20 protein-coding genes, 1 tRNA gene and 1 pseudogene are annotated in these 25,742 nt (G+C 44.7%); 15 read left to right on the top strand and 7 right to left on the bottom strand.

The window, feature by feature from the left end:
- Nucleotides 1–148: 148 nt before the first annotated feature.
- The 6 genes and pseudogenes from KJB05_RS22760 to KJB05_RS22785 all read left to right on the top strand — a co-directional run bounded on the left by KJB05_RS22760 (nt 149) and on the right by KJB05_RS22785 (nt 3,324).
- Nucleotides 149–689, top strand: a pseudogene (locus tag KJB05_RS22760) (adenylate kinase).
- Nucleotides 690–806: 117 nt separating this feature from the next.
- Complete coding sequence (locus tag KJB05_RS22765; protein ID WP_208444724.1) at nt 807–1,052, top strand: hypothetical protein; 246 nt, start codon at nt 807–809, stop codon at nt 1,050–1,052.
- A gap of 70 nt (nt 1,053–1,122) precedes the next feature.
- Entirely contained in the window at nt 1,123–1,776 is a 654-nt protein-coding gene (locus tag KJB05_RS22770) for an aspartate/glutamate racemase family protein (RefSeq protein WP_208444725.1), read from the top strand.
- Nucleotides 1,763–2,191, top strand: a complete 429-nt coding sequence (locus tag KJB05_RS22775; RefSeq protein WP_208444726.1) for a hypothetical protein — start codon at nt 1,763–1,765, stop codon at nt 2,189–2,191. Before KJB05_RS22770 ends, KJB05_RS22775 begins: the two co-directional genes overlap by 14 nt.
- A gap of 27 nt (nt 2,192–2,218) precedes the next feature.
- Nucleotides 2,219–2,746 (top strand): histidine phosphatase family protein, encoded by a 528-nt coding sequence (locus KJB05_RS22780; protein ID WP_208444727.1) that lies wholly within the window; start codon nt 2,219–2,221, stop codon nt 2,744–2,746.
- Nucleotides 2,747–2,802: 56 nt separating this feature from the next.
- The gene (locus KJB05_RS22785; protein WP_208444728.1) at nt 2,803–3,324 is read left to right on the top strand and encodes a lipocalin family protein; all 522 of its coding nucleotides are present in this window, start codon (nt 2,803–2,805) and stop codon (nt 3,322–3,324) included.
- A gap of 17 nt (nt 3,325–3,341) precedes the next feature.
- Here the strand turns inward: KJB05_RS22785 and KJB05_RS22790 are convergent, their stop codons facing one another.
- Nucleotides 3,342–4,121: a helix-turn-helix transcriptional regulator gene (locus KJB05_RS22790; protein ID WP_244142906.1), complete on the bottom strand. Its 780-nt coding sequence runs from the start codon at nt 4,119–4,121 to the stop codon at nt 3,342–3,344.
- Nucleotides 4,122–4,257: 136 nt separating this feature from the next.
- On the opposite strand from KJB05_RS22790, the gene KJB05_RS22795 reads away from it, so the two are divergent.
- Nucleotides 4,258–5,379 (top strand): multidrug effflux MFS transporter, encoded by a 1,122-nt coding sequence (locus KJB05_RS22795; protein WP_208444730.1) that lies wholly within the window; start codon nt 4,258–4,260, stop codon nt 5,377–5,379.
- 111 nt (nt 5,380–5,490) lie between these two features.
- Here KJB05_RS22795 and KJB05_RS22800 read toward each other — a convergent pair whose 3' ends face one another.
- The 5 genes from KJB05_RS22800 to KJB05_RS22820 all read right to left on the bottom strand — a co-directional run bounded on the left by KJB05_RS22800 (nt 5,491) and on the right by KJB05_RS22820 (nt 10,332).
- Nucleotides 5,491–6,486 carry a succinylglutamate desuccinylase/aspartoacylase family protein gene (locus tag KJB05_RS22800; protein ID WP_208444731.1) on the bottom strand — a complete coding sequence of 332 codons (996 nt, stop codon included), beginning with the start codon at nt 6,484–6,486 and terminating at the stop codon, nt 5,491–5,493.
- A 145-nt stretch (nt 6,487–6,631) separates the two neighbouring features.
- The gene (gene yfcC, locus KJB05_RS22805; RefSeq protein WP_005443800.1) at nt 6,632–8,164 is read right to left on the bottom strand and encodes a putative basic amino acid antiporter YfcC; all 1,533 of its coding nucleotides are present in this window, start codon (nt 8,162–8,164) and stop codon (nt 6,632–6,634) included.
- Between the two features lie 218 nt (nt 8,165–8,382).
- Nucleotides 8,383–8,709 carry a cytochrome c gene (locus tag KJB05_RS22810; RefSeq protein ID WP_020196259.1) on the bottom strand — a complete coding sequence of 109 codons (327 nt, stop codon included), beginning with the start codon at nt 8,707–8,709 and terminating at the stop codon, nt 8,383–8,385.
- A 78-nt stretch (nt 8,710–8,787) separates the two neighbouring features.
- A complete protein-coding gene (ltaE, locus tag KJB05_RS22815; protein ID WP_208444732.1) occupies nt 8,788–9,792 on the bottom strand; it encodes a low-specificity L-threonine aldolase in 1,005 nt (334 codons plus the stop codon).
- A 24-nt stretch (nt 9,793–9,816) separates the two neighbouring features.
- Nucleotides 9,817–10,332 carry an NUDIX hydrolase gene (locus KJB05_RS22820; protein WP_017818795.1) on the bottom strand — a complete coding sequence of 172 codons (516 nt, stop codon included), beginning with the start codon at nt 10,330–10,332 and terminating at the stop codon, nt 9,817–9,819.
- A 271-nt stretch (nt 10,333–10,603) separates the two neighbouring features.
- Between KJB05_RS22820 and KJB05_RS22825 the strand changes: the two genes are divergently transcribed.
- From KJB05_RS22825 to KJB05_RS22860, 8 genes are all read left to right on the top strand, one after another.
- Nucleotides 10,604–12,265, top strand: a complete 1,662-nt coding sequence (locus tag KJB05_RS22825) for an ATPase RavA domain-containing protein (RefSeq protein ID WP_009696114.1) — start codon at nt 10,604–10,606, stop codon at nt 12,263–12,265.
- Nucleotides 12,266–12,274: 9 nt separating this feature from the next.
- Nucleotides 12,275–13,729 (top strand): ATPase RavA stimulator ViaA, encoded by a 1,455-nt coding sequence (viaA, locus tag KJB05_RS22830; protein WP_208444733.1) that lies wholly within the window; start codon nt 12,275–12,277, stop codon nt 13,727–13,729.
- Nucleotides 13,730–13,963: 234 nt separating this feature from the next.
- Nucleotides 13,964–14,037 (top strand) — tRNA-Cys (locus KJB05_RS22835).
- Nucleotides 14,038–14,607: 570 nt separating this feature from the next.
- Entirely contained in the window at nt 14,608–17,721 is a 3,114-nt protein-coding gene (locus tag KJB05_RS22840) for a glycoside hydrolase family 3 protein (protein WP_208444760.1), read from the top strand.
- Between the two features lie 14 nt (nt 17,722–17,735).
- On the top strand, nt 17,736–17,882 hold the full coding sequence (locus tag KJB05_RS22845; RefSeq protein WP_208444734.1) for a hypothetical protein: 147 nt from the start codon (nt 17,736–17,738) through the stop codon (nt 17,880–17,882).
- Between the two features lie 166 nt (nt 17,883–18,048).
- A complete protein-coding gene (locus KJB05_RS22850) occupies nt 18,049–18,951 on the top strand; it encodes a LysR family transcriptional regulator (RefSeq protein ID WP_039987637.1) in 903 nt (300 codons plus the stop codon).
- Between the two features lie 447 nt (nt 18,952–19,398).
- Nucleotides 19,399–21,105 (top strand): D-lactate dehydrogenase, encoded by a 1,707-nt coding sequence (gene dld, locus KJB05_RS22855; protein ID WP_199460528.1) that lies wholly within the window; start codon nt 19,399–19,401, stop codon nt 21,103–21,105.
- A 988-nt stretch (nt 21,106–22,093) separates the two neighbouring features.
- Complete coding sequence (locus tag KJB05_RS22860; protein ID WP_244142907.1) at nt 22,094–24,850, top strand: NEW3 domain-containing protein; 2,757 nt, start codon at nt 22,094–22,096, stop codon at nt 24,848–24,850.
- Between the two features lie 81 nt (nt 24,851–24,931).
- On the opposite strand, the gene KJB05_RS22865 is transcribed toward KJB05_RS22860, so the two are convergent.
- Nucleotides 24,932–25,714, bottom strand: coding sequence for a thioredoxin domain-containing protein (locus KJB05_RS22865; protein ID WP_208444735.1), 783 nt, complete (start codon nt 25,712–25,714; stop codon nt 24,932–24,934).
- Between the last annotated feature and the right edge of the window lie 28 nt (nt 25,715–25,742).

The raw sequence follows: 25,742 nt of genomic DNA on the forward strand, positions 1-25,742 counted from the left end.
TTTATGCGCGTAACTTCACATCTTATTGAACCTACACTAGAACTTTAAAGCGTAATCATTAGTATCCCGCCTCCGCATTTTCCAGACTTACCTATAGTTGGAATGCGTCGCTCTTTGTCAATTTGGTACGGTCACCTAGGAGGATTTAATGAAAAGGATCAATGTAGTAGGCAGCAGTGGAAGCGGTAAATCGACGTTTTCAAAGCAGCTCGCAATGAAATTAGGTGTCACGTACATAGAAATGGACAGGTTGTTCTGGCTTCCCGATTGGAAAGAACTCGATGATGAGACGTTCTTCGATAAAGTCGTGGACGTAACTCAGCAAGACGCTTGGGTACTCGACGGGAACTACAGCCGAACACAACCATACAAATGGCAAAGGGTCGATACCATCATCTGGCTTGATTATTCACGTTCTATCACCACTTATCGCTCCGTCACTCGTGCTATCAAAAGGGCATGGACTCAAGAAGAGTTTTGGGAAGGAACTGGCAATAGAGAAAGCTTTAGAAAAGCGTTTTTGAGTAAGGATTCGATTATTTGGTGGTCGGTTAAGAATTACCGAAAGAATCGGAAGCGTTATCTAACTGAAAGAGGACTTAAAAGGTTCGCCTATCGAGTTCATCCACATCACTTCGCCCAAAATGGCACAAGATTTTCTTGGATCTCAAAATTTTATAAATAGATAAGTAACTTATTTAAGGGACTTTTTGGCAACGGCTCGCAGCTGTGTAAATCCTGACATTCCGCCTCCGCTAGATGATGAATACTAACCACGTTCCTGTCGTATTCATTGTGGAGGTATTATGATCGGTTACGAGGAAATGGCGATATCCGGCTACTTAGGTTGGTTACTCGCTGTTTTGTTGGTTTACCCCTTTGCCTATGTTGGTATTCATATCGGAGTATTCGATATAAAAGTTCGTACCAAAGTCAGCCGTTATTTCAATCGCTTTATATTCGCTTTGATTGCATTTTTACTGATTATGCATATGCAAACTGAAGTGGTTTACGGCAAGTACTTTCTTGGTCTTTGGGAAGCACAACAGTAACTCTGATCGCATTAATTCCCATCGCCTTGTGCTAAGTTGTCGAAATTGAACTAAAAATCGACAACTTAGCATGAAGCCATACGACCTTTATTTTCTTCATACTTCACCCGTACACATTCCACCTTTCTCCGAACTGATGACAGAGCTCGCACCTGATTTAAAAGTCGCACACTTTGCCGATGCTGACTTATTGGAACGTTTGGTTGCTGGGGAGGACGAATCTAAGGTGAAGCAATCAGTACAAGACAAAGTACGAGAGCTTTCTGAACAAGCAAACTTGGTGGTTTGTACCTGCTCCTCAATTGGTCGCTTTGCTGAATCACTTACGGAGCAGGGAATCAATGTTCAGCGTATCGACCGCGCGATGGGTGACCAAGCTGTAACTCATGAGCGAGTGTTGTTACTCGCGGCATTATCGACAACCATTGAGCCCAGCTTGGCGTTACTTGAGACAAGTGAGGGCAATTATATCCGTCAGTTAGATACGTTTGTGGTTGAAAGTGCTTGGGAACGCTTTCTCGACCAAGATTACCAAGGCTATTACGACAATATTAAAGCAGTAATAGAGAGAAAGGCTCGTGATTATGACGTAATTGTATTGGCGCAAGCTTCGATGTCAGGTGCTGCATCATTAGTTGATGTCGACATTCCAGTATTAAGCAGCCCACGTTTAGGCGTAAAAAGGGCAATTGAAACCTTAAGGATATTCCATGCAAATAACTAGTTGGATTCAGCTTTGCTTACGCGAGCTTGAAGGAGCGCCCATAAAAGAACATTCCGATTTCGAAGCGTCTTTTGCGGAGTCTGAACGTTTCTCAAAATGGAAGGCAAGCAAAAGAGAAGTACGCTTGGAGGAGGTGGGAGACCGTTGCTGGATCAAGAGCTGCACAGGTGGCTACATCACAGAGGTGCACTTGCATGCGGATGGTTCACTTGATGAATACACCTTGTTTGGACGCCTTCACACCAAAGGGCATTGGGAGCTAGAGGCTGGCGTACTTCATATCACGATCTACAAAGGTGAAAACACTTATGAACTTTCTGTTGTGGGAAACCGTGAACCTTCCATCCACTCTGCGATTGAATACAAAAATGGAGAAGTGCACTCCTATCTAAAACTGACTCCAATTTCTCAATAGCAATTTAACAAGGACGAGTACCACAATATGGACATTGTGTTTGTAAGGCATGGCGTGCCAGATTTTACGTTAGCGGATGAGCGGCAGATGACCCAACTTGAGAAGGACTATGCGCCGCTTTGCCGAGAGCATTTGCCTGTGTTGCAAGAAAAACTCAATCATTCAGTCTTCAATGATGCTGAAATCATCATCAGCTCTCCTTATACAAGAGCCCTTCAAACTGCAGAAATTCTGAATCGTCATCGCGATTTGCCTTTGTTTGTTGAGCATGACTTGAGAGAGTGGCGTGCGGACAAAGAAGGTGGCTACATTACATTGAATGAAAGAGACCGACGCTGGCTCGAATACCGAGAGCTGTTAAAAGCGGGTCTTCCAATGGCCGATAATCGCTACGAACATGTTGATGAGCTAAAAGCACGGGCTGAGTTGGTGCTGGATCGTTACCGCCAATATCGAAAGGTTGTTGTCGTGAGCCACTTTAATGTGTTTGAAGCACTACAAGGTTTCCAAGACGTAGGACTGTCCTGTGGAGAATTTCGATACATTAATTTCTGATCGAATTTTTATCTTCTATAGTAAAATCAGTCACTAACTTAATTTCAGGTTACTGTATGAAATCTCTTAAAACACTTTTACTTTTGTCCCTTGCAACGTTGTTTGGCTGTACGTCTATACCGGATGGCGTGGAGCCGGTCAATAACTTTGAACTTCAACCATATCTTGGCAAGTGGTATGAAATTGCGCGTCTTGATCACTCTTTTGAGCGCGGTTTATCGAATGTGACGGCTGAATACGAGCTTCGTGAGGATGGTGGCGTAACGGTTATCAACCGAGGTTATTCAGAAGAAGATAAAGAATGGACGCAAGCTGACGGCAAAGCGTATTTCGTTGATGGTGAAAACACAGGGCATTTAAAAGTGTCTTTCTTCGGTCCGTTTTATTCGTCTTACATCGTATTTGAGCTAGGTGAGAACTACGACTACGCGTTTATCTCTGGTTTCAATCACGACTACCTATGGCTACTGTCACGCACACCAACTGTCGATAAAGCAACGGTCGAGCGTTTCAAACAAGTAGCAAAAGAGAAAGGCTTTGCGTTGGACGAATTAATTCTCGTAGACCAAACCAAATAACACACGAAATGATCGCCTTATAACAACGACCTGTGCTTCATAAAACTCAGTGGTGTCTGTCCGGTTTGTTTCTTAAAGAACGCAATAAATGCGCTATCTGATGAGAACTCCAAACAATGGGCAACATCACTGACTTGTCTTTCTTCACATAAGAGCTCAATAGCCTTAAGTAGCCGCCATTGTTGACGCCAATCTTGATAAGACATGCCAGTCTCAGCCTTAAATAGGCGAGTGATAGTTTTGCTGCTCGCGCCAACGGTTTGTGACAGTTGGTTTAACTCAGGAGCTATAAAATCACCCTTGGTCATTGCCTTGCGAAACCCTGTTAAACGCCTATCAGAAGGCAAGGGTAAAGAGAATTCAAACTGCTTCGCTTGGTAAAACTCTTCCCAAAATAAAGTGCTCGTTGCCTGAGTTTTCGTTTCTTCAATATCCCACTCCCATAACGCCATTTTGTCGATCAGTGCTTTTAAAAGGTCGTTCACCTCAATCATCACTATCTCATCAGGGCAGGTGTATTTACTGCAATCGAAATAGAGTGAACGGTAAGCTACAACGTTGGTCATGACGGCTCTGTGAGAAGTATGCGGCGGAATCCACACCGCTTTGGTTGGAGGTAATATACAAATAGAGTTATCGAGTGCGAACGTCATGCATCCTTGTGGCGCATAAAGCAATTGTCCTTTCTTGTGTTCGTGCATACCGGAATCATGTTTGCCGACATCCGCTGCGATGCCAACTACACTCGCGGCAATTGCGTCCGCATCAAATCGAGTATTGTCTTCAATAATTGCCATTTGTCCGAATCTTGATGTTTTTGGTTTTAATGTTGTTAATGGGTAAAGCATAACGCCTTCTATACTGCACGCCAAGTTAAGTTCGTTACCCACTTAAGCCAACAAATACCGGCAGGGGTGGGACAGAGAGGTAAAAATGAAAACGAAACCTTCTATTGGATTGATGGTGGTGATGCTGATGTTTCCGCAAATTGTGGAGACCATATACAGCCCAGCGCTAGGTAATATTGCTCAGTCATTTGCTGTGACGTATTCGCAAGCAGCACAAACCCTATCTATCTATTTTTCTGCATTTGCTATTGGCGTGGTGGTTTGGGGAATCTTGGCAGATAAGTGGGGCAGACGCCCGACCATGCTGGCAGGGTTGCTGGTCTACGGCGTATCTGCTTTGGTCGCTATGCAAACAGAAAGCTTTGATGTGATGATGATAGCTCGCGCGTTCAGTGCTTTCGGTATTGCGGTTGGGTCGGTCGTGACACAAACCATGCTAAGAGACAGCTTTTCAGGCGATGAGCTAAGCAAAGTATTTAGCGTTATGGGTATGGGTATTTCCATTAGCCCAGTGATTGGCATGTTGCTCGGTGGTCAGTTAACAGCACTCGGTGGCTATCAGGTTGTGTTCTTTACATTGTTTATTTTGGCGCTTGTTTTGCTGTGCTACAACGCGGTTAATCTACCTGAAACACAAACTCAAAAACAGCCGCTAAACATAGGTTCATTACTTGGACGAATGTTGAAAGATGCTCAAATCTGGCAATCTGCGTTGTTGGTTGCGCTCTACAACATTGCTTTATTCGCATACTACCAATTAGGCGCATTCAGTTTTGAGCAGCTCGGACTAAGTTCTGAGCAGTTCGGATACAGCGGTGTGATATTAGGCGTTGGTACCTTAATCGGCAGTTTGATGAACAAATCATTGTTAGCAAAAGGTCGCTCACAAACGCATCTACTTTGGATTGCATCAGCATTTTTGATCATCGGAGGCCTCGGTGTTTTTATGTTGCAAACATCGATTTGGTTCTTGGCGCCAATGTTATTCATTGTGATGGCATTTGGTATCGCCATTCCAAATGTACTGAGTACCGCTTTGGTTGATTACAAGCAACAAGCGGGCAGTGCAGGGGCATTGCTAGGATTGATGTACTACTTGATGATTGGTTCAGGTCTAGGCTTAGCTGGAATGATTCAAAACCTTGGATTTGTTCTTATGTCGTGTGCAGCTTTGGTTTTATTGGTGACATTGTCACGCAAAGCTTAGCTGAAACGGTTGAAGAGACCAACAAAGAAAAGCCCTGCAAGTTATGCAGGGCTTTGTGTTATTGGTTTGAGTTTAACAGTCTGAAATTACGAACTATTAAATTCAAAGGTATTACTTAATCAGTCGAACAACCAAAGAGCCTGGTGCTCGGAGCGATTCAATGTTGTGGCTCAGTACCGTGCCTTCTGTTGGGGCTGTATAACGCTGAATCTCATCACCAAAGCTGTCGTATTGAATTGCAACCAATTGACCTTGTTCTACCTTATCCATCATCTTCACTTGTGGTAGTACAAAACCACCTAATTCAGCGCGAATGCTGATGATGTCTTTGCCTTCTAGGCAAGGCGTGCTCTCTGCAACTTCACCGGTCACTACGTCATGACGAGCAAGGATATTGAAGATGCCAGTCACGGTACGGTCAATCAGCTCTTGTTCTGTGTAACGACCCATGCCCACCTCGATGGTGATGCTTGGAATGCCGCTGTTGTTCCAGACGGTTTCAAGTACTCCAGTGTCACCCGGATCGTTAAGAATCGCATCTGGGTTAATGAGGCGAGCCATTTCTAGAGATTGCTCAATACGGAAATCGGCAAATACGTACAGCGGGTAAGCAGCACCAGTGGTTTGAGTGTGCAAATCAATCGCCAGCTCAGCGTTCGGCTTAAGAAGGTTATTCCATAAAGCAAACAGGAAGCGGTTTGCTTCGTTGCCATTTGCATCGCCAGGGAAGAAGCGGTTTAAGTTTGCAGGAGATGCATCAGGATCCGCAGAGAAGAAGTCGCGGCTGTGGTTCAGCATACCCGTTAGGTTGATGGTCGGAACGACAGTTACAGTACCTGCGATGTCTTTACCAATCAGTTCACGAGCGGTCTTTTGCGCCGCTAAAACACCGTTGTATTCATCACCATGAACACCTGCTGTGATCATGATTTTCTTGCCCGGTTTTTCGCCTTTGAAAACCAACACAGGCAAATGTTGCCATTGAGATAGGGCGTTGGTTGCGATACGGAACCAAAACTTGTGCTCGCCTGCAGGCAAGTCTTTTACGTCAAGAGATTGAATGACTTGATGACCTTGAATTACGTCATCCAGAAATTGTGTTGCCATTAAAGTTGTCACTCCAAAACATCTTACTTCGATGCTTGTTTGCCATACGGCTTGAATTAAAAAAGGCGAGAACTTGTCTCGCCTTATTCTTTATACCCAAACTCCGCTTTCGCGTTTAAGTTGCTTGGGGATATTGGTAATCAGTTTACGCAAAACCCATCACGTGAGCTGCGACGACGACAATGCTCGATAGGGTAAAGAGTAATAGCATAAAGCGCCAGCAGAATTTCGCCCAGTCACCCCAGTCGATACGACACACACCCAGTGTTGCCATTAGAGACGCTGAAGTAGGAACGATAACGTTAGTGAAACCGTCACCAAGTTGGAATGCTAGAACCGCAACCTGACGTGTAACGCCAGCGATGTCTGCAAGAGGAGACAAGAGAGGCATTGTCAGCGCTGCTTGACCAGAACCTGAAGTCACGAAGAAGTTGAAAATAGATTGGAAAACATACATCAACCAAGCCGCAGCAACGTCAGGAAGACCGCTGATTACGCCACCAGCGCTGTTCAGGATCGAGTTCAGTACGCTCGCTTCATCAGTAGTACCGCCACCTAGGATAAGCAATACACCTTTCGCACAACCAACCAATAGAGCAGGGGCAAGCATGATTGCTGCGCCTTCTTTAAATGCGTCAGCCGCACAGTTTAGCGTCATGCCGTTCAGACGGAAGATCGTACCGATAATCGCAACGACAAAGCCCATAGTGAAGAATTGAGACGCGATTTCTGGAATGTACCATGCGTTAGCCACTACGCCCCAAACAACCCATACTGTGGTTGCGATAACCGTAAGGATAACTAGGGTGTCACCTAGGTTCCAACGAGAATCGTGGTCACCTAGCTCTTGCTGACGGAAGTATTTGTCAGTGCGACGGCTGTAAGAAAGCTCAGGGTTTGCTTTGATACGCGCTGCATAGATCATAGTGAAAGCAATACCGATAAGTGTAAAGCCAGCCCACAGACCCATACGTACAGTCATACCAGACAGAACCGGAATACCAGCAATACCTTGCGCGATCGCTACCGAGAATGGGTTCATCCAAGACGTTGCAAAACCAATCTGAGTCGCAACGTAGGTCACCATTACTGTAGTAATACCATCGTAGCCAAGGCGAACCATTAGTGGCGCGATAATAATCGCAAATGCAACGGCTTCTTCACCCATACCAAATACTGCGCCGCCCAAAGAGAACAGCAAAAACAGAACTGGAATGAATAGCGCTTCGTTACCTTTGGTCTTGTCGATAAGGCGTAAGATACCGTTGTCGATTGTGCCTGTGCGCATTACCACACCAAATGCACCACCGATAACCAGCATGAACATGATAACGCCAATCGCGCTGCCCCATTTAGAGCCTGAAACCAGACCTTCGAATGGGAAGTTCATTAGACCAATGCCACCGCCTGAAGCGAACAGTCCAACCTTGTTGTAAACCAATTCACCGTTTTCGTCGGTTGCATAAGAGAAAGAAGATGGATCGATAACTGTGCGAGTTTTTTCTGCACCGTCGACCATGTAGGTCACCTGTTGGCTATCGAAATGACCAGCAGGGATTAAGTAGGTAAGAATCGCAGCAAGAATACCAACAATGAAGATCAAAATGAGGGTATCAGGCATCTGCCATGATTTAGGGGTTGCCGCCGATTCCGATGGCTGAGCGTGTGTGTGAGACATAACCTATTTCACGTCGAATTATAGAAAGCATGAAATATCGATAAAATAGAATAAAAAGTCAATATTAACTGAGTTGATGAACTATAAATTCATCAATAATTTGATCTGAAGAGGGTTGAGTTGCTTATCAATGATTTAATGGTTAATTGTTTTGGTTAGATGTTGTGCGAATGAAAACGGAGTTAGGACTTGTGGTGATTCACAAGCCCCATAATTATTCACTTTTCTGCATGAGGTGTTTGTTCTGAATAAAACGCGGCAACATCGCGCAAATCTTCATCATTCAGCATGCGTAACTGGGCTGCCATCATTTCTGCCAAAGGACCTAAGCGAAGCCCATCTTGATAGGCTTTCATAGAATCATACAGGTACTGAGCATTCTGACCGGCTAGGTTAGGGTAAGCGTCGTTTGTCGTCATGCCGTTCGAGCCATGACAGTAAACACAGCTTGGCGATTTGAGTTTGCCTTTATCAACGTCACCGAAAGGTTTCGCCACAACAGAGGAAGAGATAAGAAGAGACGTTAGAAGCACGTATCTAAGCATGAAATGCACTCATTGTAGTTCTTTAAAGCGCATAGAATAAAGCTTCCCCTTAGGGGAAGCTCAATGATCAAAATCAAGTTAAAGCAGAGATTTAAGGCTAGATAGGAAGGTATCGATGTCTTGTACCGAAATATCTTTGTGCGTCACGAAGCGGATTGGGTTTCCTGGAGTAATCGTGATGCCTTGCTCCTTCATCTTTTCTGCAATACCAGCGATATCCACTTGTGGATCAAGCTTGGCAAAGACGATGTTGGTTTGAACAAACTCTGGATTAACAGAGAAACCAGGCAATTCCGCTAAACCTTCCGCCAAGGTTTTTGCATTGATGTGGTCTTGTTTTAGTTGTTCTACTTGCTCGGTAAGGGCTAGTTTACCAGCTGCAGCAAGAATACCCGCTTGGCGCATACCACCGCCGACCATCTTTCTTAGGCGGCGTGCTTTTGCGATGTACTCTTTGCTACCAAGCAGTAGCGAACCAACAGGAGCTGCCAATCCTTTCGACAGACAGATAGTCATTGAATCAAAGTACTGACCAATCTCTTTCACTGGAACATCAAGCGCAACAGCTGCGTTGAATACGCGAGCGCCATCTAGGTGCATCTGCAAGTTATGTTTGTTTACGAACTCACGAGCCTCTGCAAGGTAAGAAAGAGGAATCACTTTACCGTTGATGGTGTTCTCTAAGCTAAGTAGGCGAGTACGTGCAAAGTGCGCGTCATCTGGCTTGATAGCAGCTTCTAGCTTATCGAATGGCAAAGTACCGTCTGGGTTGTTTTCAATCGGTTGAGGTTGAATAGACCCCAGTACCGCCGCGCCGCCAGCTTCGTACTTGTAGTTATGCGCTTGCTGACCACATAGGTATTCATCACCGCGCTCACAATGCGCCATTAAGCCAAGTAAGTTTGCTTGTGTACCAGAGGTCGTGAACATTGCCGCTTCAAAGCCCGCAAGCTCAGCCGCAAATTGCTCTAACTCGTTAACGGTTGGGTCATCACCGTACACATCATCGCCGACAGGAGCGGTAAACATTGCTTCACGCATTGCTTGTGTAGGTTGCGTAACGGTATCTGATCGAAAGTCCATAATTCTCTCCTCGGTCGAAAAGACCTAAATATAACCGCAAAGACGAGCTTTGCTTAGGCAAGCGATAGTTTTGGCATCCGTAATAATGCCTTGAATAATTTGTTGTTCGAGTTCTTCTCGTGACAATGTCACTACTTCAATAACTTCGTCGTCGTCACACTCGTATCGATTGGTTTTGTTCAGTTGTTCGGCAACAAACAAGTACTGGATTTCATCACAGAAACCAGCAAGAGGGGTAACTTGACCAAGCGATGTGAACTTTTCGGCGCTGTATCCTGTTTCTTCTTCCAACTCTCTTTGAGCACAGTGCAATGGATCTTCATCGCCTTCACGTGTGCCAGCAGGCAATTCAAGCAGCCATTTGTTAAGAGAGGGACGGAATTGATTAACAAGAACGATGTTGCCATCTGAAGTAATAGGTAAGATAACGGCAGCACCGGGGTGTTGGATAGTGGTATGTGTGATCATCCGACCAGTTGGTAGTTTAACTTCCTCTTCGACCAGAGAAATCTGCTTCCATTTATGAATTGTATTGCTCATGCAGTTGTGGATCCTAGCTGTAACCGCGCATTGACGTGTTTTGCACATTAACCACAAACCACCGGAAACAAAAGAAGAAAATGGTTTCATACTCTTGCGAAATCAGCACATTCAGTGAGTTATGTCTCATAAATGAAAACTATGGTTGCTCGCGCACGCGCGCGAAGAGCATCTGGTATAAACGAGGTTCACTAAAAAATACACTTGTAACAAAGTGATAACAAATGTATAAAATTATATATACAGCCTCAGTTCAACAGCCGGAGCTTCTATGATTCAACCATCTTTCGCATCTAATGCAGAAAAGGCGCTTCTTTCAGAGCGTATCAACAAGCTAGCGAAAGCGTTAACTGATGGCGTTTACGAACGCGAACACACCATCAAACTTTGTCTTCTTGCCGCTCTTGCCGGCGAAAGCGTCTTCCTTCTTGGTCCTCCAGGGATCGCAAAAAGCTTAATCGCAAAACGACTTATCCAAGCTTTTGATAATAGCAGTTATTTTGAATACCTCATGACACGTTTCTCAACACCCGAAGAAGTGTTTGGTCCATTGAGCATTCAAGAGCTAAAAGACAACGGTCGTTATGTCCGTCTTACTCAAGGGTACTTACCAACGGCGCAAGTCGTTTTCCTTGATGAGATTTGGAAAGCAGGTCCTGCCATTCTGAACACGCTTTTGACCGTTGTGAACGAAAAGACATTTAAGAACGGCAGCGATATTGAACGTGTACCGATGCGTCTTTTAGTTTCTGCGTCAAACGAGCTGCCAGATGAAGACAGCGGCTTAGACGCACTTTACGACCGTATGTTGGTGCGCGTGTTTGTAAACCGCATTCAGGATAAACAAAACTTCAAATCCATGCTGACAGTGGGTACGTCTCAAGAAGCGCAAGTTCCAGAGGGCTTGGCGATCACAGATGAAGAATACCACCGCTGGCAGCAACAGCTCGACAAGCTCACTCTGACCGACAACGCATTCGAAAAACTATTCCAACTAAAAACGATGTTGGAAACCAAAGTCGAGTCTGAGTTTGGCGATGCATCATTAACAGACATGTACGTGTCTGACCGCCGTTGGAAGAAAGCGGTGAAACTGCTTAAAGCGAGCGCGTTCTTCAATGGGCGTGACGAGATCAACCCACTTGATCTTCTGCTACTTCAAGATTGTTTATGGAACAGCCCTGAGTCACGCGATGTCGTTCGCGGTGTGATTCAAGAGTTCGCACTTAAACATGCCTTTGACCAGCAAGAAGCAGAGCAAGAGATCGAATACTGTCGTGAATCTTTGGTTGATGTACAGCATGAGCTTGAAGACAAATATCGCATGACGCTAAACGCAGAAGCCGCAACGGGTCTGCTTCGCAAAGAAACCATGAGCTTCGATACATCCAAAGCGAAAACTTACAAAGTAGGCGCGGCGGTGAATCTGGTTAAGCTGGTTATTCTGCAAAGCAACATGTCGGTGTCTGAATCAGAGAAAGGCGACAGCCGCTGGGTATACGTGCCAAAAGATGAGCTTGACCGAGTGATCAAAGAAGGTCATGGCGATGTGTATGGCTACGTAAACCAAAACACCAATATGTGTCGTCTGCGTTTTGATGTCGATGCCGCCAACAACCTAGTGATCCGTGACATTGCCAACCGTGGCGTGTTGGTGAGCTTGGTTACCCAACAAGGTTTGGATGTTGAGCTTTACCAAAAATGGTTGGCAGAAAGCGAAAAAGCAGTCAGCCAATTAAGTGAAGCTGAACATCATATGCGCAAGGTTAAAGCCAACTTCCATGGCGCATTACCACACAGTTTCGTGGATCCAGAGTTACCACGTCTAATGGAGTCGAGTCTGCAACAGGTGAGCCAGAGACTTGAGTCTATCCAAGGTGAAAGCGAGAAGATCATTCAACGCTTCAAAAACTTACATCAGTTTTTCTCTTAAGGAGACGACATGTTAGGTGCAGACGGACTCAACTTAGCGCTCATGGTGGCAGATTCAGGCATCATTGATAGTGCGGTTAACGATTTAATGGCGCGTTCACAAGTCATGATGATGGCAGAAAACCGAGGCATGAAATCCTCCGTGAAAAACCATCTGCTCAAATGGCGTGGCAACGTGAAAAAGCGCATGACGAAAGTCTGTGAGACAGAACGTTTTCAACAAGAACTCGCACTCTACCAAGAAGTTATCTATTGGGATGAGAACGAGTTCTTTGAACGCATTGATGACGTGATCAAGAAGCTTGAATGGCACTCGGCGTTTTACATGCAAGCGCGTCGCATGATGGAAAAGAACAAGGGCGTGAATAACCCAATGTTCCCTCATTACTTCTGTGACCAGTGGTATCAAAGCCTTGCAGAAGCAATCAAACAAGCGCAAGTCTCTGAGCTTGAAGAGAACAAAGAAAAAGTCCTTAACGACCTTTATCAGCGTATGGAAACCATGCGTAACATGGATAAAGTGACGGAGTCTGGTGACGAAGAAAGCGTAGGGCGTTTATGGGATATGGCGTCAGCTAAGTTAAGTAAAACTGACCTAATCGTGATGAAGCGCCACGCAGAGTTCCTTAAAAAGCACAAAGGCTTACAAGAAATCGCAGAACAGCTTGGTCGCATGGCTGGACAAGTGAATGATCCTGACCTTAATCGCGCGCCAGCAGAAGAGCTGCAAATGGTTGAGGAAAAGAGTGACGAGGCAACAGACGATATCGTCGGTATTCATGAAAGTGACGATCTCAACAAACTGCTCCCTAACGAAACCATGTTTTTGGCGTACCCAGAGCTGGAAGTGGTGTTCTACAAGTATTTGGTTGATAAACGCTTGATGAACTACCGCACGCAAGGTAAGTCTCGCACACTGCGTAAGGTAAAAGCGCACAAACCAGATCATAAAGCGGTCGACGTTGAAAAAGGACCGTTTATCGTTTGTGTTGATGCGTCAGGCTCGATGAGTGGCTTCCCAGAGCAATGTGCTAAGGCTATGGCTTATGCACTGATGCAAATCGCTTTGGCGGAGCAACGTGATTGTTATGTGATCATCTTCTCCACGGAGCACATTACTTACGAGCTAACTCGTCAGGATGGCTTACGTGAAGCTGCCGACTTTTTAACTTACAGCTTCCATGGTGGCACGGATTTGGAGCCAACGTTGATTAAATCCATCGATTTGATGAACAGCGACAAATACAAAAACGCCGACATGGTTGTGATTTCAGACTTCATTGCGCCAAAACAGCAAGATGAGTTGCTCGCAAAAGTCGATGCGTTAAAAGCGAAGAAGAACCGATTCCATGCCATTAGTTTGTCGAAGTACGGCAACCCAGCGTTAATGTCGATGTTTGACCACACTTGGTCTTACCATCCAAACGTAGTAGGACGCTTGTTTAAACGCGTTGCCAACGGTTAACCACGAGAGTTAAGAGAGAAAAGCGGCACTGATTGCCGCTTTTCTTTTGTCTATCTGTTTTGATTTGTCTTAACCAAAGTAAGTAAATCTGGACGGTTTAGGTCGAATTAACATCGGATTGGTTTAAAACAAAGCAAACAAACAGAAATTTTGGATTTTTGTTTGACTATATTTCCTGAATCCGTAAAGTAGCAACCAACGCAACGGGGCAGAGCCTTTAAGCGTAAACAATTTGGCGCCTTGGCAGAGTGGCTATGCAGCGGATTGCAAATCCGTGGACCTCGGTTCGACTCCGGGAGGCGCCTCCAAATTCTTAAAAAGAGACGTCTTTATGGCGTCTTTTTTTATACCTCAAATTCCTCTCGGTAAGCTCAATCATCCAATCTCATTTCTCTTGAAGTTAACTCGGCAACCAACTTAAAACGCAGTAAAAAATAATCGACGTCATTTGTGTGAATATGCTTCAAAGTTATGCAACTTAATGCCAATTTAATTTGTTGAATATGGAAGAGCTATCACTAGTGCGTTTTTTCAAGATTTGAAAATAAATCACATTTCTATGAATCTGTGAAATAACGTTCACCTCATTAAAAAGTACCACGCGCCTTTTGCCATCGAGCTTTGCGAACCTTATCAAGACCAGCAATTTGTTTATTTGTTTCATGAACTAACGTGGTAATCCGATCGGCTAATTTCTGTGATTAACACAGAATTATTTATCATTTATTTCAGTAGTCTAAATAAAACCCCTGTAGTGAAAAATTAGTCGTGACTAGCACGTTTCTGACGTGTGGTCCCGTTGGATAACAAGATATTTCAGGAGCAATAACGTGCTACGAACAAAGAAAACAATCGTCAGTATTCTCGTCTCAATGGCGATGATCTCAGGCTGCAATGACTCAGACAGTGACACGACTTCAACCAGTCCAATTCCTTATTTTGCAGAATGGACGGATGTCGACAGTGCCATCAAGAAAGACGATGCAATGGAAGCGGAAATCCAACGCATCCTTGCGTTAATGACGCTGGAAGAAAAGGTGGGGCAAATGATTCAGCCTGACCTTCGCGAAGTCACTCCTGAAGAAGCGAAAACCTATAAGTTAGGTTCTATTCTAAACGGCGGAGGCGGCTTCCCGAATGATGATAAATACTCAACCGCGCAAGATTGGGCGGACGAAGCGGATAAACTCTGGCTGGCACTAGAAGAAGCTTACGCAGAGAGAGGGTTCCGAATTCCTTTTATGTGGGCAACCGATGCGGTTCATGGCCACAACAACGTTTTTATGGCGACGGTTTTCCCTCATAACATTGGTTTGGGTGCAGCTCGTAACCCTGATCTGATTGAAGAAATAGGAAAAGCGACCGCAAGAGAGGTTGTTGCGACCGGTCTTGATTGGACATTCGCACCGACCGTTGCCACGCCACGTGATTATCGCTGGGGCCGTGTATACGAAGGTTACTCGGAAGATCCTGAAATCGTGTATGAATACGCGAAGCGCATGGTAGAGGGGATTCAAGGTGGTGAAGAAGGCTTAAAAGGAGACACCAACGTAATCTCCAACGTGAAGCACTGGGTCGGTGACGGTGGTACGTTGGGTGGCGTTGACCATGGTGAGAACCGTTACACAGAAGAGTATCTGCGTAACATCCATGCAATGGGCTACATAGGTGGCTTGAATGCAGGCGCACAAGTGGTGATGTCTTCGTTTAACTCATGGTGGAACGATGCGAACTACGACTCTATGGTCGGTATCGACGGTGCTGAGGATGGTGGCGATTACATGCAAAACCAGAAAATCCACGGCTCACAATACCTGATTACTGACGTCTTGAAGGGCAAATTAGGCTTTGACGGCTTAGTCGTCACAGATTGGAACGGACAAGGTGAGATCAACGGCTGTACAGCAGCAAACTGTCCGCAAGCTGTAATCGCAGGTAATGATGTGTTTATGGTGACCTCGCGTAACGATTGGCAAGCGTTCTACCAAAATGTGATTGACCAAGTAAACGCAGGCATTATCCCAATGTCTCGTATTGATGATGCCGTAACCCGTATTCTTCGCGTCAAAATGCGTGCAAACCTTTGGGAGAAACCTAAGCCATCTGAGCGTTCGTTAGCGGGTGACCAATCAGTACTTAGCGCGCCAGAACACGTTGCCATTGCCCGCCAAGCAGTTTCAGAATCGTTAGTTCTATTGAAGAACCAAGACCAAATTCTACCTTTGAAATCAGATGCGAAATTCTTGGTAACGGGTTCGGCTGCCAACGACATCACCAAACAAACTGGTGGTTGGTCGCTTACTTGGCAAGGTGATGGTAACACGATAGAGAAAGACTTCCCGAACGCACAAACGGTGCTTATGGCAATGCAGCAAGAAGTCGGTGAAGAAAACGTGTTTACTGATGCTTCTGCAACAACACCTGAAGAAGCTATTGCGCTTGTGGTTATCGGTGAAGATCCTTATGCAGAAATGTTTGGTGACATCAGCAAAGCACAAACACTTGAATTTTCGAAGCTAAAAGCCTCTTATCAAGCGGATCTTGATACGATCAAAGCGCTAAAAGAGCAGGGATACAAAGTGGTTACAGTATTCTTCTCTGGGCGTCCGCTTTACGTCAATGAAGAGATCAACAACTCTGATGCATTCGTTGCAGCTTGGCTGCCGGGAACGGAAGGTTTAGGTATTACTGATGTACTGTTCGCAAAAGATGGCGCGGATTTCAAAGGAAAGCTCTCTTACTCGTGGGGCGCAAAGAAGTGTTCGACCACAATCAACCGCAAGGCGCTCAATATCCCTAACTACACAACACCTATTGATGGCATAAACGGTGAGTTGATTGAGCAGGATATTGAAGGCGAACATAAGCCGTTATTCCCGTACGGTTATGGTTTGAACTACGCGAACCAGACTGATGTCCCAGCGCTGTATGAGGATTTAAGCGACATTCCACTCGATCAACGTGATTATGGTTGTGGTATGGACGAGCCAGACAACGGTATTGCTGAGTTCCCGTTAGAGATCTTCGGTAAAGACGCAAAAGGCGAGTTTGTTGCGAGAATGTCTGGCAGTGCGAATGGTTGGGCTGGCGTGGAAATCAGCAAAGACACCACCACAATTGGCTCAGTAACGACGAAAGGCATTAACTACGATGGCATGCAGCAGTCAGCAATCAACGTAAAATTCTCTGGAGAAACTGGCGACTTCGTTGGTAATTCAGCCGCGCAAATTTACATGCAAACGCCAGATGAAAAGGGTTCCGACTACAACAGTTACATGAATGCCGATTCAACTTTGGAGTTTGATATTCGCATGGTAACTACAGCGCCAGAGAGCTTAGTGCTGTCGACACACTGTGAGTATCCTTGTCGCGGTGAGGTAAACATCAACAAAGTCTTACCTGAACCGTCAGATAGCACTTGGACGACGGTCAAAGTACCGCTCCAGTGTTTGAAGGACACAGGGATGAGTTTCCAAATGTTGAACACGTCATTCTTGATGTATTCAACTGAGGCTGTGGAGTTTGATTTGGGTAAGATTCGTTATGTTCCGAACCCAGATGGATTACCTGAGGATGCAGTTAGCTGTGAAGACATGCTTGATGAAGCGCTACCACCATTGACGGGGGACATGTACAACATCATTACCGACTTTGGTGCGCAGATAAATACCTCAGACCAATACACGACAGAAGGTTGGGGACCTATCCCTGACGGTGAAACTCACATGACGGCAACACAAACTGCTGATGGTGCATCGGTTACTTATAACAACGCGAGTCCAGAGGCTTACAAAGGCCTGTTGCATTTTAACTTTGATGCACAGAACTTAGAAAACTTTGTTGAAGCGGGTTCGTTGGTGTTTACGGTGAACGTATCGACGTTGGGGACGCAAAAGCCTGACAACGATCAAACCGGATTGGTGTTGAAGCTGGCGAATGCTGATGGGGATACTGTTTTGTCACGGAATTGGCCGGGGAGAATATTACGCTGAATACGGATATTAAAGTGACCGTGCCAATGGCCAACTTCGCAGAGAAGTTTGATAACAAGTACTGGGCTCAAACCGTTAAAACTTTCACTATCTTCCCCGCATGGGCAAATACCCAAGCTGGCGTAGAGTTTGAAATCAGTGATATTCACTTCACGAAGTAAACAGACCATCTAGGAAAGTTACTCAATTAAGTCGAAACAAGGCGAGCCTCAATAGCTCGCCTTTCTCGTAGAGGAAGCCTTTAGAAGTCAAGTGTGAACTTTCTTGCGGCAATCTATGTGAAATCTCTTTAGAATGTCTACTTCGACAAGGAAGCAGTGAAGACACATGAGAAATACCGACGACTACATTATTTTCTATCATTTGGTTGAGCAAGGTTCATTCAGCGCCGCTGCAAGACAAATGGAACTTACTAAGTCGGTCGTCAGTAAGCGCATTGCCAAATTAGAGCAGGAGATAGGTGTTCAACTGCTTTATCGAACTACACGCACGCTTAAACTGACAGAAGCAGGGCAATCCTTCTTCGAACATGCTCGTAGTGTTTATCAAGCCGTCGCAACCGCCGAGGAGTCGATTGTTGGTTTAGGCAAGAGCCTATCAGGCAACATCAAGATTACCGTTCCGACCATCTCTGGTGAACTCATCCTTCCTACCGTTATTTCTGAATTCAACCAAGCTTATCCAGATATCAACATTGATATGGAACTGGACAATCGGTTTGCCGACATCGTCAACGAAGGTTTTGACCTTGCCATTCGTACCGGGGTTTTGCCTGACTCAAGCCTAATAGCACGCAAGCTCGTCGATGCAAACTGGATTGTGTGTGCATCGCCTAGGTACGTCGCCAAACATGGCAAACCCAAAACGCCGGACGATCTCACTAAGCACAACTGCTTGGTTTACGCCTATCAAGAGACAGGGGCTCGTGAGTGGGCTTTCAAGCGTGATGATGAGGTGTATCAGGTTAAGGTGGATGGGAATCTATGTACCAATAACTCATCTGCGTTACGTAACGTCGCTTTGCTGGGGCAAGGTATCATTTATGTGCCTCGGGTGCTGGTTTATGAAGACTTGCAGCAAGGTAAGCTGATTCAGTTGTTTAAAGACGAAACGGCTAAGTGCTTGGGTATTTATGCCGTGTACCCATACACCCGCCAGCAACCAGAAAAGATTAAGATCTTTATCGAGCATCTGTATCAGTGCTTTCAACGTCGTAGCCATCAATTCTAGTGGCTCAACTTTTCTCAAAGGAGTGATTCTCCTTTGATCGAACGGATTCGCTCTAAATTTTAAACTCACCAATCTATCGACTTTCTTCATTAACCGACAATGTCACAGCCATATAACGCTGCTATAATGTTATGGTGTTCATATGTTGTGGTTTTGTTTTGACTTAATTTTCTTTCAAGGTTAGGTATATAAGGGCTTGTTGACCCTTTTGACTTTCTTTTTCTTCGATATCGTGCACATTTGTTAACAATGTACTTTGCTATTGTTTCTTTTTGGAAACGATAAGTTTCTTTGTTGATTTTACAGTTCTGAGAATTTTAAGTAATTGAATATATGGGTAATTAATGTAGTTAACTTTATCTGGGCGTTGTTATCGGACTTTGGTGGCATGGACGTTCAGATTCGGACTACTTATATTGGCTGGGCATAATAACTAGAGATACGGATATGAAACAGAAGCAGCTCATCGACGCGTTTGTCACCATTGTCGGGGAAGAAAATGTCCTTACCGATCAAATCAAAACCAAGTATTACCGCAGCGGTTTTCGCTCAGGCAGCGGCACGGCGTTGGCGGTGGTTTTTCCTAAGACTCTGCTAGAGCAGTGGAAGGTCATCCAACAATGTGTGGACAATAATTGCATCATCATCATGCAAGCAGCCAAGACGGGCCTGACCGAAGGCTCTGCGCCAAATGGTAGTGATTATGACCGCGATGTGGTGGTGATCAATATTACCAAGATGAAGCAAATCTATCTGTTAGACGGCGGTAAGCAAGCAGTTTGTCTTCCGGGAGCAAGTTTACATTCGTTAGAAAAAGAGCTGCGAGCGGTTAATCGTGCGCCGCATTCAGTGATTGGTTCTTCCTCTCTTGGCGCAACCGTCGTGGGCGGTATTGCAAACAACTCTGGTGGCGCTTTGGTTAAACGTGGCCCTGCTTATACAGAGTTAGCCATATTCGCTCAGGTGGACAAAGACGGTAAGCTCAATCTTGTTAACCACCTTGGTATCGAAGGATTAGGCTCGACACCTGAAGAGATCTTACAGAACATTCAAGATGGTAACTTCGACCCAGATAAAGTGATTCATGATGAACGTATGGCGTCGGATAAAGAATACGACGAACGTGTTCGTGATGTGACTTCTGATATCCCATCGCGCTTTAATGCCGACGAACGTCGTCTGTACGAGGCGAGCGGTTGTGCGGGTAAGCTTGGCGTGTTCGCTGTTCGAGTCGATAGCTATCCAATCCCTGAGAAAGAGCAGGTGTTCTACCTAGGTACTAACGATCCAGATAAACTGACCAAGCTGAGAAAAGACTTCCTTACTCAATTCGAAAACTTACCAGAGATGGGAGAGTACCTTCACCGTGATATCTTTAACATGGCGGAGAAATACGGTAAAGATGTGTTCCTTTCTATCGATTTATTAGGCACAGACAATCTGCCTAAGATGTTCTCGCTTAAAGCTAAGGTTGAAAACTTCTTAGAGCGTGTTCCGTTGGTCAGCAAATACCTGCCAGACACTATTCTCTACTATGCGAGCAAGTTATTCCCGCAGCATCTTCCTAAGCGCATGTTGGAATACCGTGATAAGTACGAGCACCATCTTGTACTTAAAATGAGTGACGGCGGCATTGCCGAAGCGCAGAAATACCTAAAAGAGGTGTGGGCGGCTGAGCACGATAGTGACTTCTTCGAATGTACACCTGAAGAGGGCAAGAAAGCGTATTTACACCGTTTTGCAGCAGCAGGCGCAGCCATTCGTTACGAAACCATTCATCGCAAGGAAGTGGAAGACATTGTGGCTCTTGATGTTGCGTTACGACGTAACGATGAGGAATGGTTAGAAACATTACCTGAAGAAGTGAGTAAGAACTTGGTTAAGTCCCTCTATTACGGTCACTTTATGTGTTATGTTTTCCACCAAGACTATGTTTTCAAAAAGGGCACAGACACCAAGCTGATGAAGAAACTGATGCTGGAACACCTAAACAGTCGTGGCGCGAAGTACCCAGCAGAACACAACGTAGGGCACCTATACGAGGCAGAAAACTCGCTGCAAAAGTTCTACCATCAACTTGACCCGACCAATACCTTTAACCCAGGGATAGGTAAAATGGACCGCTACAAGCGCAACTGTAACTGCTGTGCTTAGAAGGTAAGAGTTTTGATTCTAAGAGCCGCTGACATACGCGGCTCTTTTTATTTGTACCTTTACAATCCACCAGAGATGACTGTTTAGAGGTAGATCACATGGAATCCAGCCTTTCAAATTAATAAGTCAGTATTGTGTGGCTTACTATCATTATGATTTAAAAATGCATTTTAAAAACTATCAGTTTTAATTATGAATTGTTTGGTTTTTAATCGTTCTGTTTGGTAATATTTCCTTCGCTAAATATTTAAAGGAAGTAATAATTATGAAATTGAGTTAATAATTATAAGGATTTTATATCCACATCGTTGCATTGGTTACTTACAGCGTCCTCCAAAATTAAAGTTAAGGTTAAAGTTAAATATAACTCAACATAACCTTGGGTTACTTACGCTTTAAATTTAATACCTATTACGTTCTATTTCTTTATATGTGCTTAGATACGCCATGTGAAGTTATAGTAATGTGCGTCACCCTTAGCTGATTTACATTCTGTAAAAATAGGTGAGGCTTTTATTGCTCATTGATTTTAGCAATGTCATGCTTGGTCGGACGGTCATCTGTAGTAGAGATGCAAGAAAATTAGTAACCCGTTTTGACTTGAATCATAAGTCACAAGACGTTGTTGTTTTCTATCCATAATAAGATATAAATCTAAAATATAATTATGTTTAATTTTAATAATTACTTACCAGTTAATGGCGTTAATTTAAATAAAAGATTCGTTCAAAAACTTGCTGTTATATCCCTTGCTATATTTTCGTCAAATATCTTAGCAGCATATATAAATGATGTAACGAACCAAAATAATCATCTACATCACCACCATACACATTATGATGTACATGAATCAAAAGAGAAATTGTTTGCTGATAAGAAAAATCTAAAACGAAAAATACAGCAGAAGAACTCAGACCTATTGGTCGCAATTGATAATTACAAGAATAATGATGGCGAAGCTAAATTACGTTATTTTTCAGAAGCATTAATGTTGCTCAAGTCGAGACAGGAAACTATTGCACAATTGGCTGACTTCGACTCAGACCTTGCAACAAAAGTCGCTTTTAACAACAAGCAGCGCAAGCTTATTCCATCAGAACTTCAAGGCTTTGTTGAGCAAGAGCAGCAGTTAGAAGGCGCTTTGGAAGTGTTTTATGAAGATGACGAAAAAACGCACTCCAGTCGTCTTCGTTATATCTTGAATTCTGGTAACGCACGTACCGAAATCAAATTTCCCCTTCATGCGTACGCGAAGCGCTTAAAGGATGGCGTCAAAGTACGCGCTAACGGCCTCAGCATCAAGCAAACGGGTAAGAAATTAGATGTATTAACATTGAACGAGGAGCCATCTAATTTATTGGTTTTGGCCGATGGTAGTAACACGATTTCTACAGCCGGAACTGATTCGACACAAGTGACCGCGAGTTCATTTGGTGAACAGCGTACTTTGGTGATGCTATTGAACTTTCTGGATAACACGCAGACACAGTGGTCAGTCGAAGAAACGCGAGAGCTTGTGTTCGGCCAAGTTAATGACTTTTATAAAGAAAACTCTGATAACCAAGTATGGTTAACGGGCGATGTCGCTGGTTACTATACCTTGCCAATGAATGCTACGTGCGACACTTGGACAATTCACACTACCGCTGAAGATGTTGCCCGAGACAATGGCATTAACTTTGGCAATTATGCTCGAATTGTTTACGTGTTTCCTGAAAACTCGACATGCGGTTGGACAGGCAAAGGAACCGTTGGCGGCAATCCCTCAAAAGCTTATGTGAATGGCTCTTTAACTCTGCGCACGGTAGGGCATGAACTTGGACACAACTTTGGCTTACATCACGCTATAGATCTCGATTGTGGCGCTGACATTGTCGGTGATCGATGTGCATCGGCAGAATATGGTGATGCGCTTGATATCATGGGTATGTCAGGCATCACTGGTCATTTTAATGCCTTTAGCAAGGAGCTCTTAGGCTGGATTAGTACAGACTCAGGAAAGGTTGTTTCTGTTGAGGTTGACGGCAGCTATTTACTTGAACCTGTTGAAACACCGCATATTGGTGGTGCCAAAGGATTGAAAATTAGACGTGGCACAGATGAAGTAACGGGTAAACCATTGTGGTATTACCTTGAGTATCGCCAAGCGATTGGGTTTGATAGCTTTGTTGAAGGCAAATCGGGCATTACGGATGGGGTAATTTTCCACTTAGCGACAGAAGATGACCCACAAAGTAACTTGATGCTAGATATGATTCCAAATAGTGGTCTGAGAGATCTTGATGAATCCGCTCTGCTTGTCGGCCAAACATATACTGATGTTCAAGCTGGTATTACCATTACGACGGAATGGGCAAATGCCAATGCAGCTAGCGTACATGTGACCTTTGATAATGAACAGTGTGTGCAAGCAAGCCCTTCAATTGATCTTGCATCCAGTCAAGTGGTGAGTGGCGTTGCTGGTTCTTCAGCCTCTTATAAGTTGAACGTGACGAACAACGATACGAATGCTTGCTCGTCAACGTCATTTAATGTGAGCGCAAATGTGCCATCTGGTTGGTCATCGACGCATGAGTCTTTGACACTGTCTTCTGGTGAGACGAAATCGGTAGAAATTAGCGTAGTGTCGAGTGATTCAGCACAAGAAGGCAGTTACGACATTCTGCTGAAGGCGGAAAATAGCACTGATTTAGCATTGGCCACCAGTATTCCAGCGGTTTATCAAATTGAACCAAGCGTTCAGACGTGTGAGATGGCTAATCCAACGTTAACGCTCGTTGCAAACTCAGCGGCGGAGTTCGAACCGGGAGCAATAGCTAACTACACCGCAACGATTACCAATAATGATAGCCAAGTGTGTGAGCCAGCAAATTTTCAAATCAATGCCAATGTGCCTGAAGGGTGGGTTACGACTAACAGCGTTGCTTCACTAGCTTCGGGTGAAACGACATCTATTAGTTTGAGTGTTACTTCTGACGTTTCGGCCGAAGCAGGAAGTTACAGTATTGATGCGATAGCAACCAACATGCTAGATGCTAGTTATAATGCGCGAGCGAGCAGCGTGTACAAAGTGGCTGAAGTGACGCCTACTTGTGAGCTAAGCCCTCCATTGTTGACCTTTTCTTCTTTGATTCAAGAGGGGGATGCCGGTGACACCTTGGTGTATTCCGCGACTTTCACGAGCCAGAATGGTCCTGAATGCGACTCTGTGTCATACACAATCTCTACGGATGTACCAAGTGGGTGGAGTAGCTCGACTCGCCAGCTATTGCTTGAGTCTGGACAGAAGGTGAGTGTTGAGTTGATGGTTACTTCTGCAGAGAATGCAACCGAGGGTGAGTATTCGATTCAAGTTCATGCGCTGTCAACGGAAAGCGGTGAAGACGTGGCTAATGGTGTTGTCGAATATCGCATCCTAGCGATCGCAAACTTATCTCCCATCGCTAACGACGACTCAGTTGTGTTGACGGCAAAAGAGGTGACCGAGATTGATGCGCTTGCAAATGATAGCGATCCTGAAGGAGACATACTGCAAGTCGTTGGCTTTACTCAAGGCTCTAAGGGAGCAGTCAGTTTAAACAGTTCTGGGCGCTTATTGTATTCACCGGCGAAGAAGTTTAAAGGGAGTGATAGCTTTAGCTACACCATATCTGATGGTCAAAATACAGCGACCGCAATGGTTTCCATCCAGTTAAGCAGCACGAGTGAGGGCGGTGGTAATAAGGGAAAAGGAAACAGTAAATAGAGTTTGTTGAGCTGCGCGATAGAGGAGGCAATAGCGAAAGTTATTGCCTCTTTTGGTTTATATTAGCGCTTAGTTAAACAGCTAGTTAGGCACTTTAAGAAGATCGTCAAACAGCGCGGAAAATACGTGATAATCTTGCGCACCAACAACCAGTTGTGCGCCGACTAATTGACCATCTTCAATACGTCCGACAACAAAACTTGGCGTCCCCCGAATACCAAGAGTGGATGCAAGGGCAATGTCGTTTTCTACATTTTTTGCCATTTGAGGATCTTCAAGACACGCGGAGAACTTGTCGATATCCAGCTTTAAGTCACTTGCGGTTTTTTGGTACAAAGCGGTATTTAAGTTGCGCATATTTGAAAACAAAGCGTGTCGCATTGGCCAATACTCGCCTTGCTTAAAGCTACAATTGGCAGCAATTGCGGCACCTTTAGCTTGTGGATGGAATCCCAGTGGAAAGTCTCTTGTTAAGTACTTAACTTTTCCTGAGTCGACATAGTTTTCTTTGATCTTTGCGAATGTGTTGTCGGTGAAGCGTTTGCAGTAAGGGCATTGGTAGTCAGAAAACTCGATGATCGCGATTGTCGCGTTGTCAGCGCCCATAGACGGAATGGTTCCATTGCCATCAAAATCTTTTTGATCGGGTAAAGTCCTGAATTTTGGTTTGGCCGCTTTGGCTGCATTTTCTTTAGCTAACTCAATGTCTGAGTTAATGCTTTCAACCTGCGCTTTTAAGTCTTTTACTTCTTGTCTTAATGCGGCTAATTCGGATTCCACTTTCTCATCATTGGCTGGTTGACAACCAATGACCAGCGCAATCGACAGCAGCATAACGTAAATGCTTTTTCCATACTTCAACATAGTGATATCCCCTTGTATGGATTGAGAA

The sequence above is a fragment of the Vibrio sp. B1ASS3 genome (genome assembly GCF_905175355.1).
GTDB classification, from domain to species: domain Bacteria; phylum Pseudomonadota; class Gammaproteobacteria; order Enterobacterales; family Vibrionaceae; genus Vibrio; species Vibrio owensii.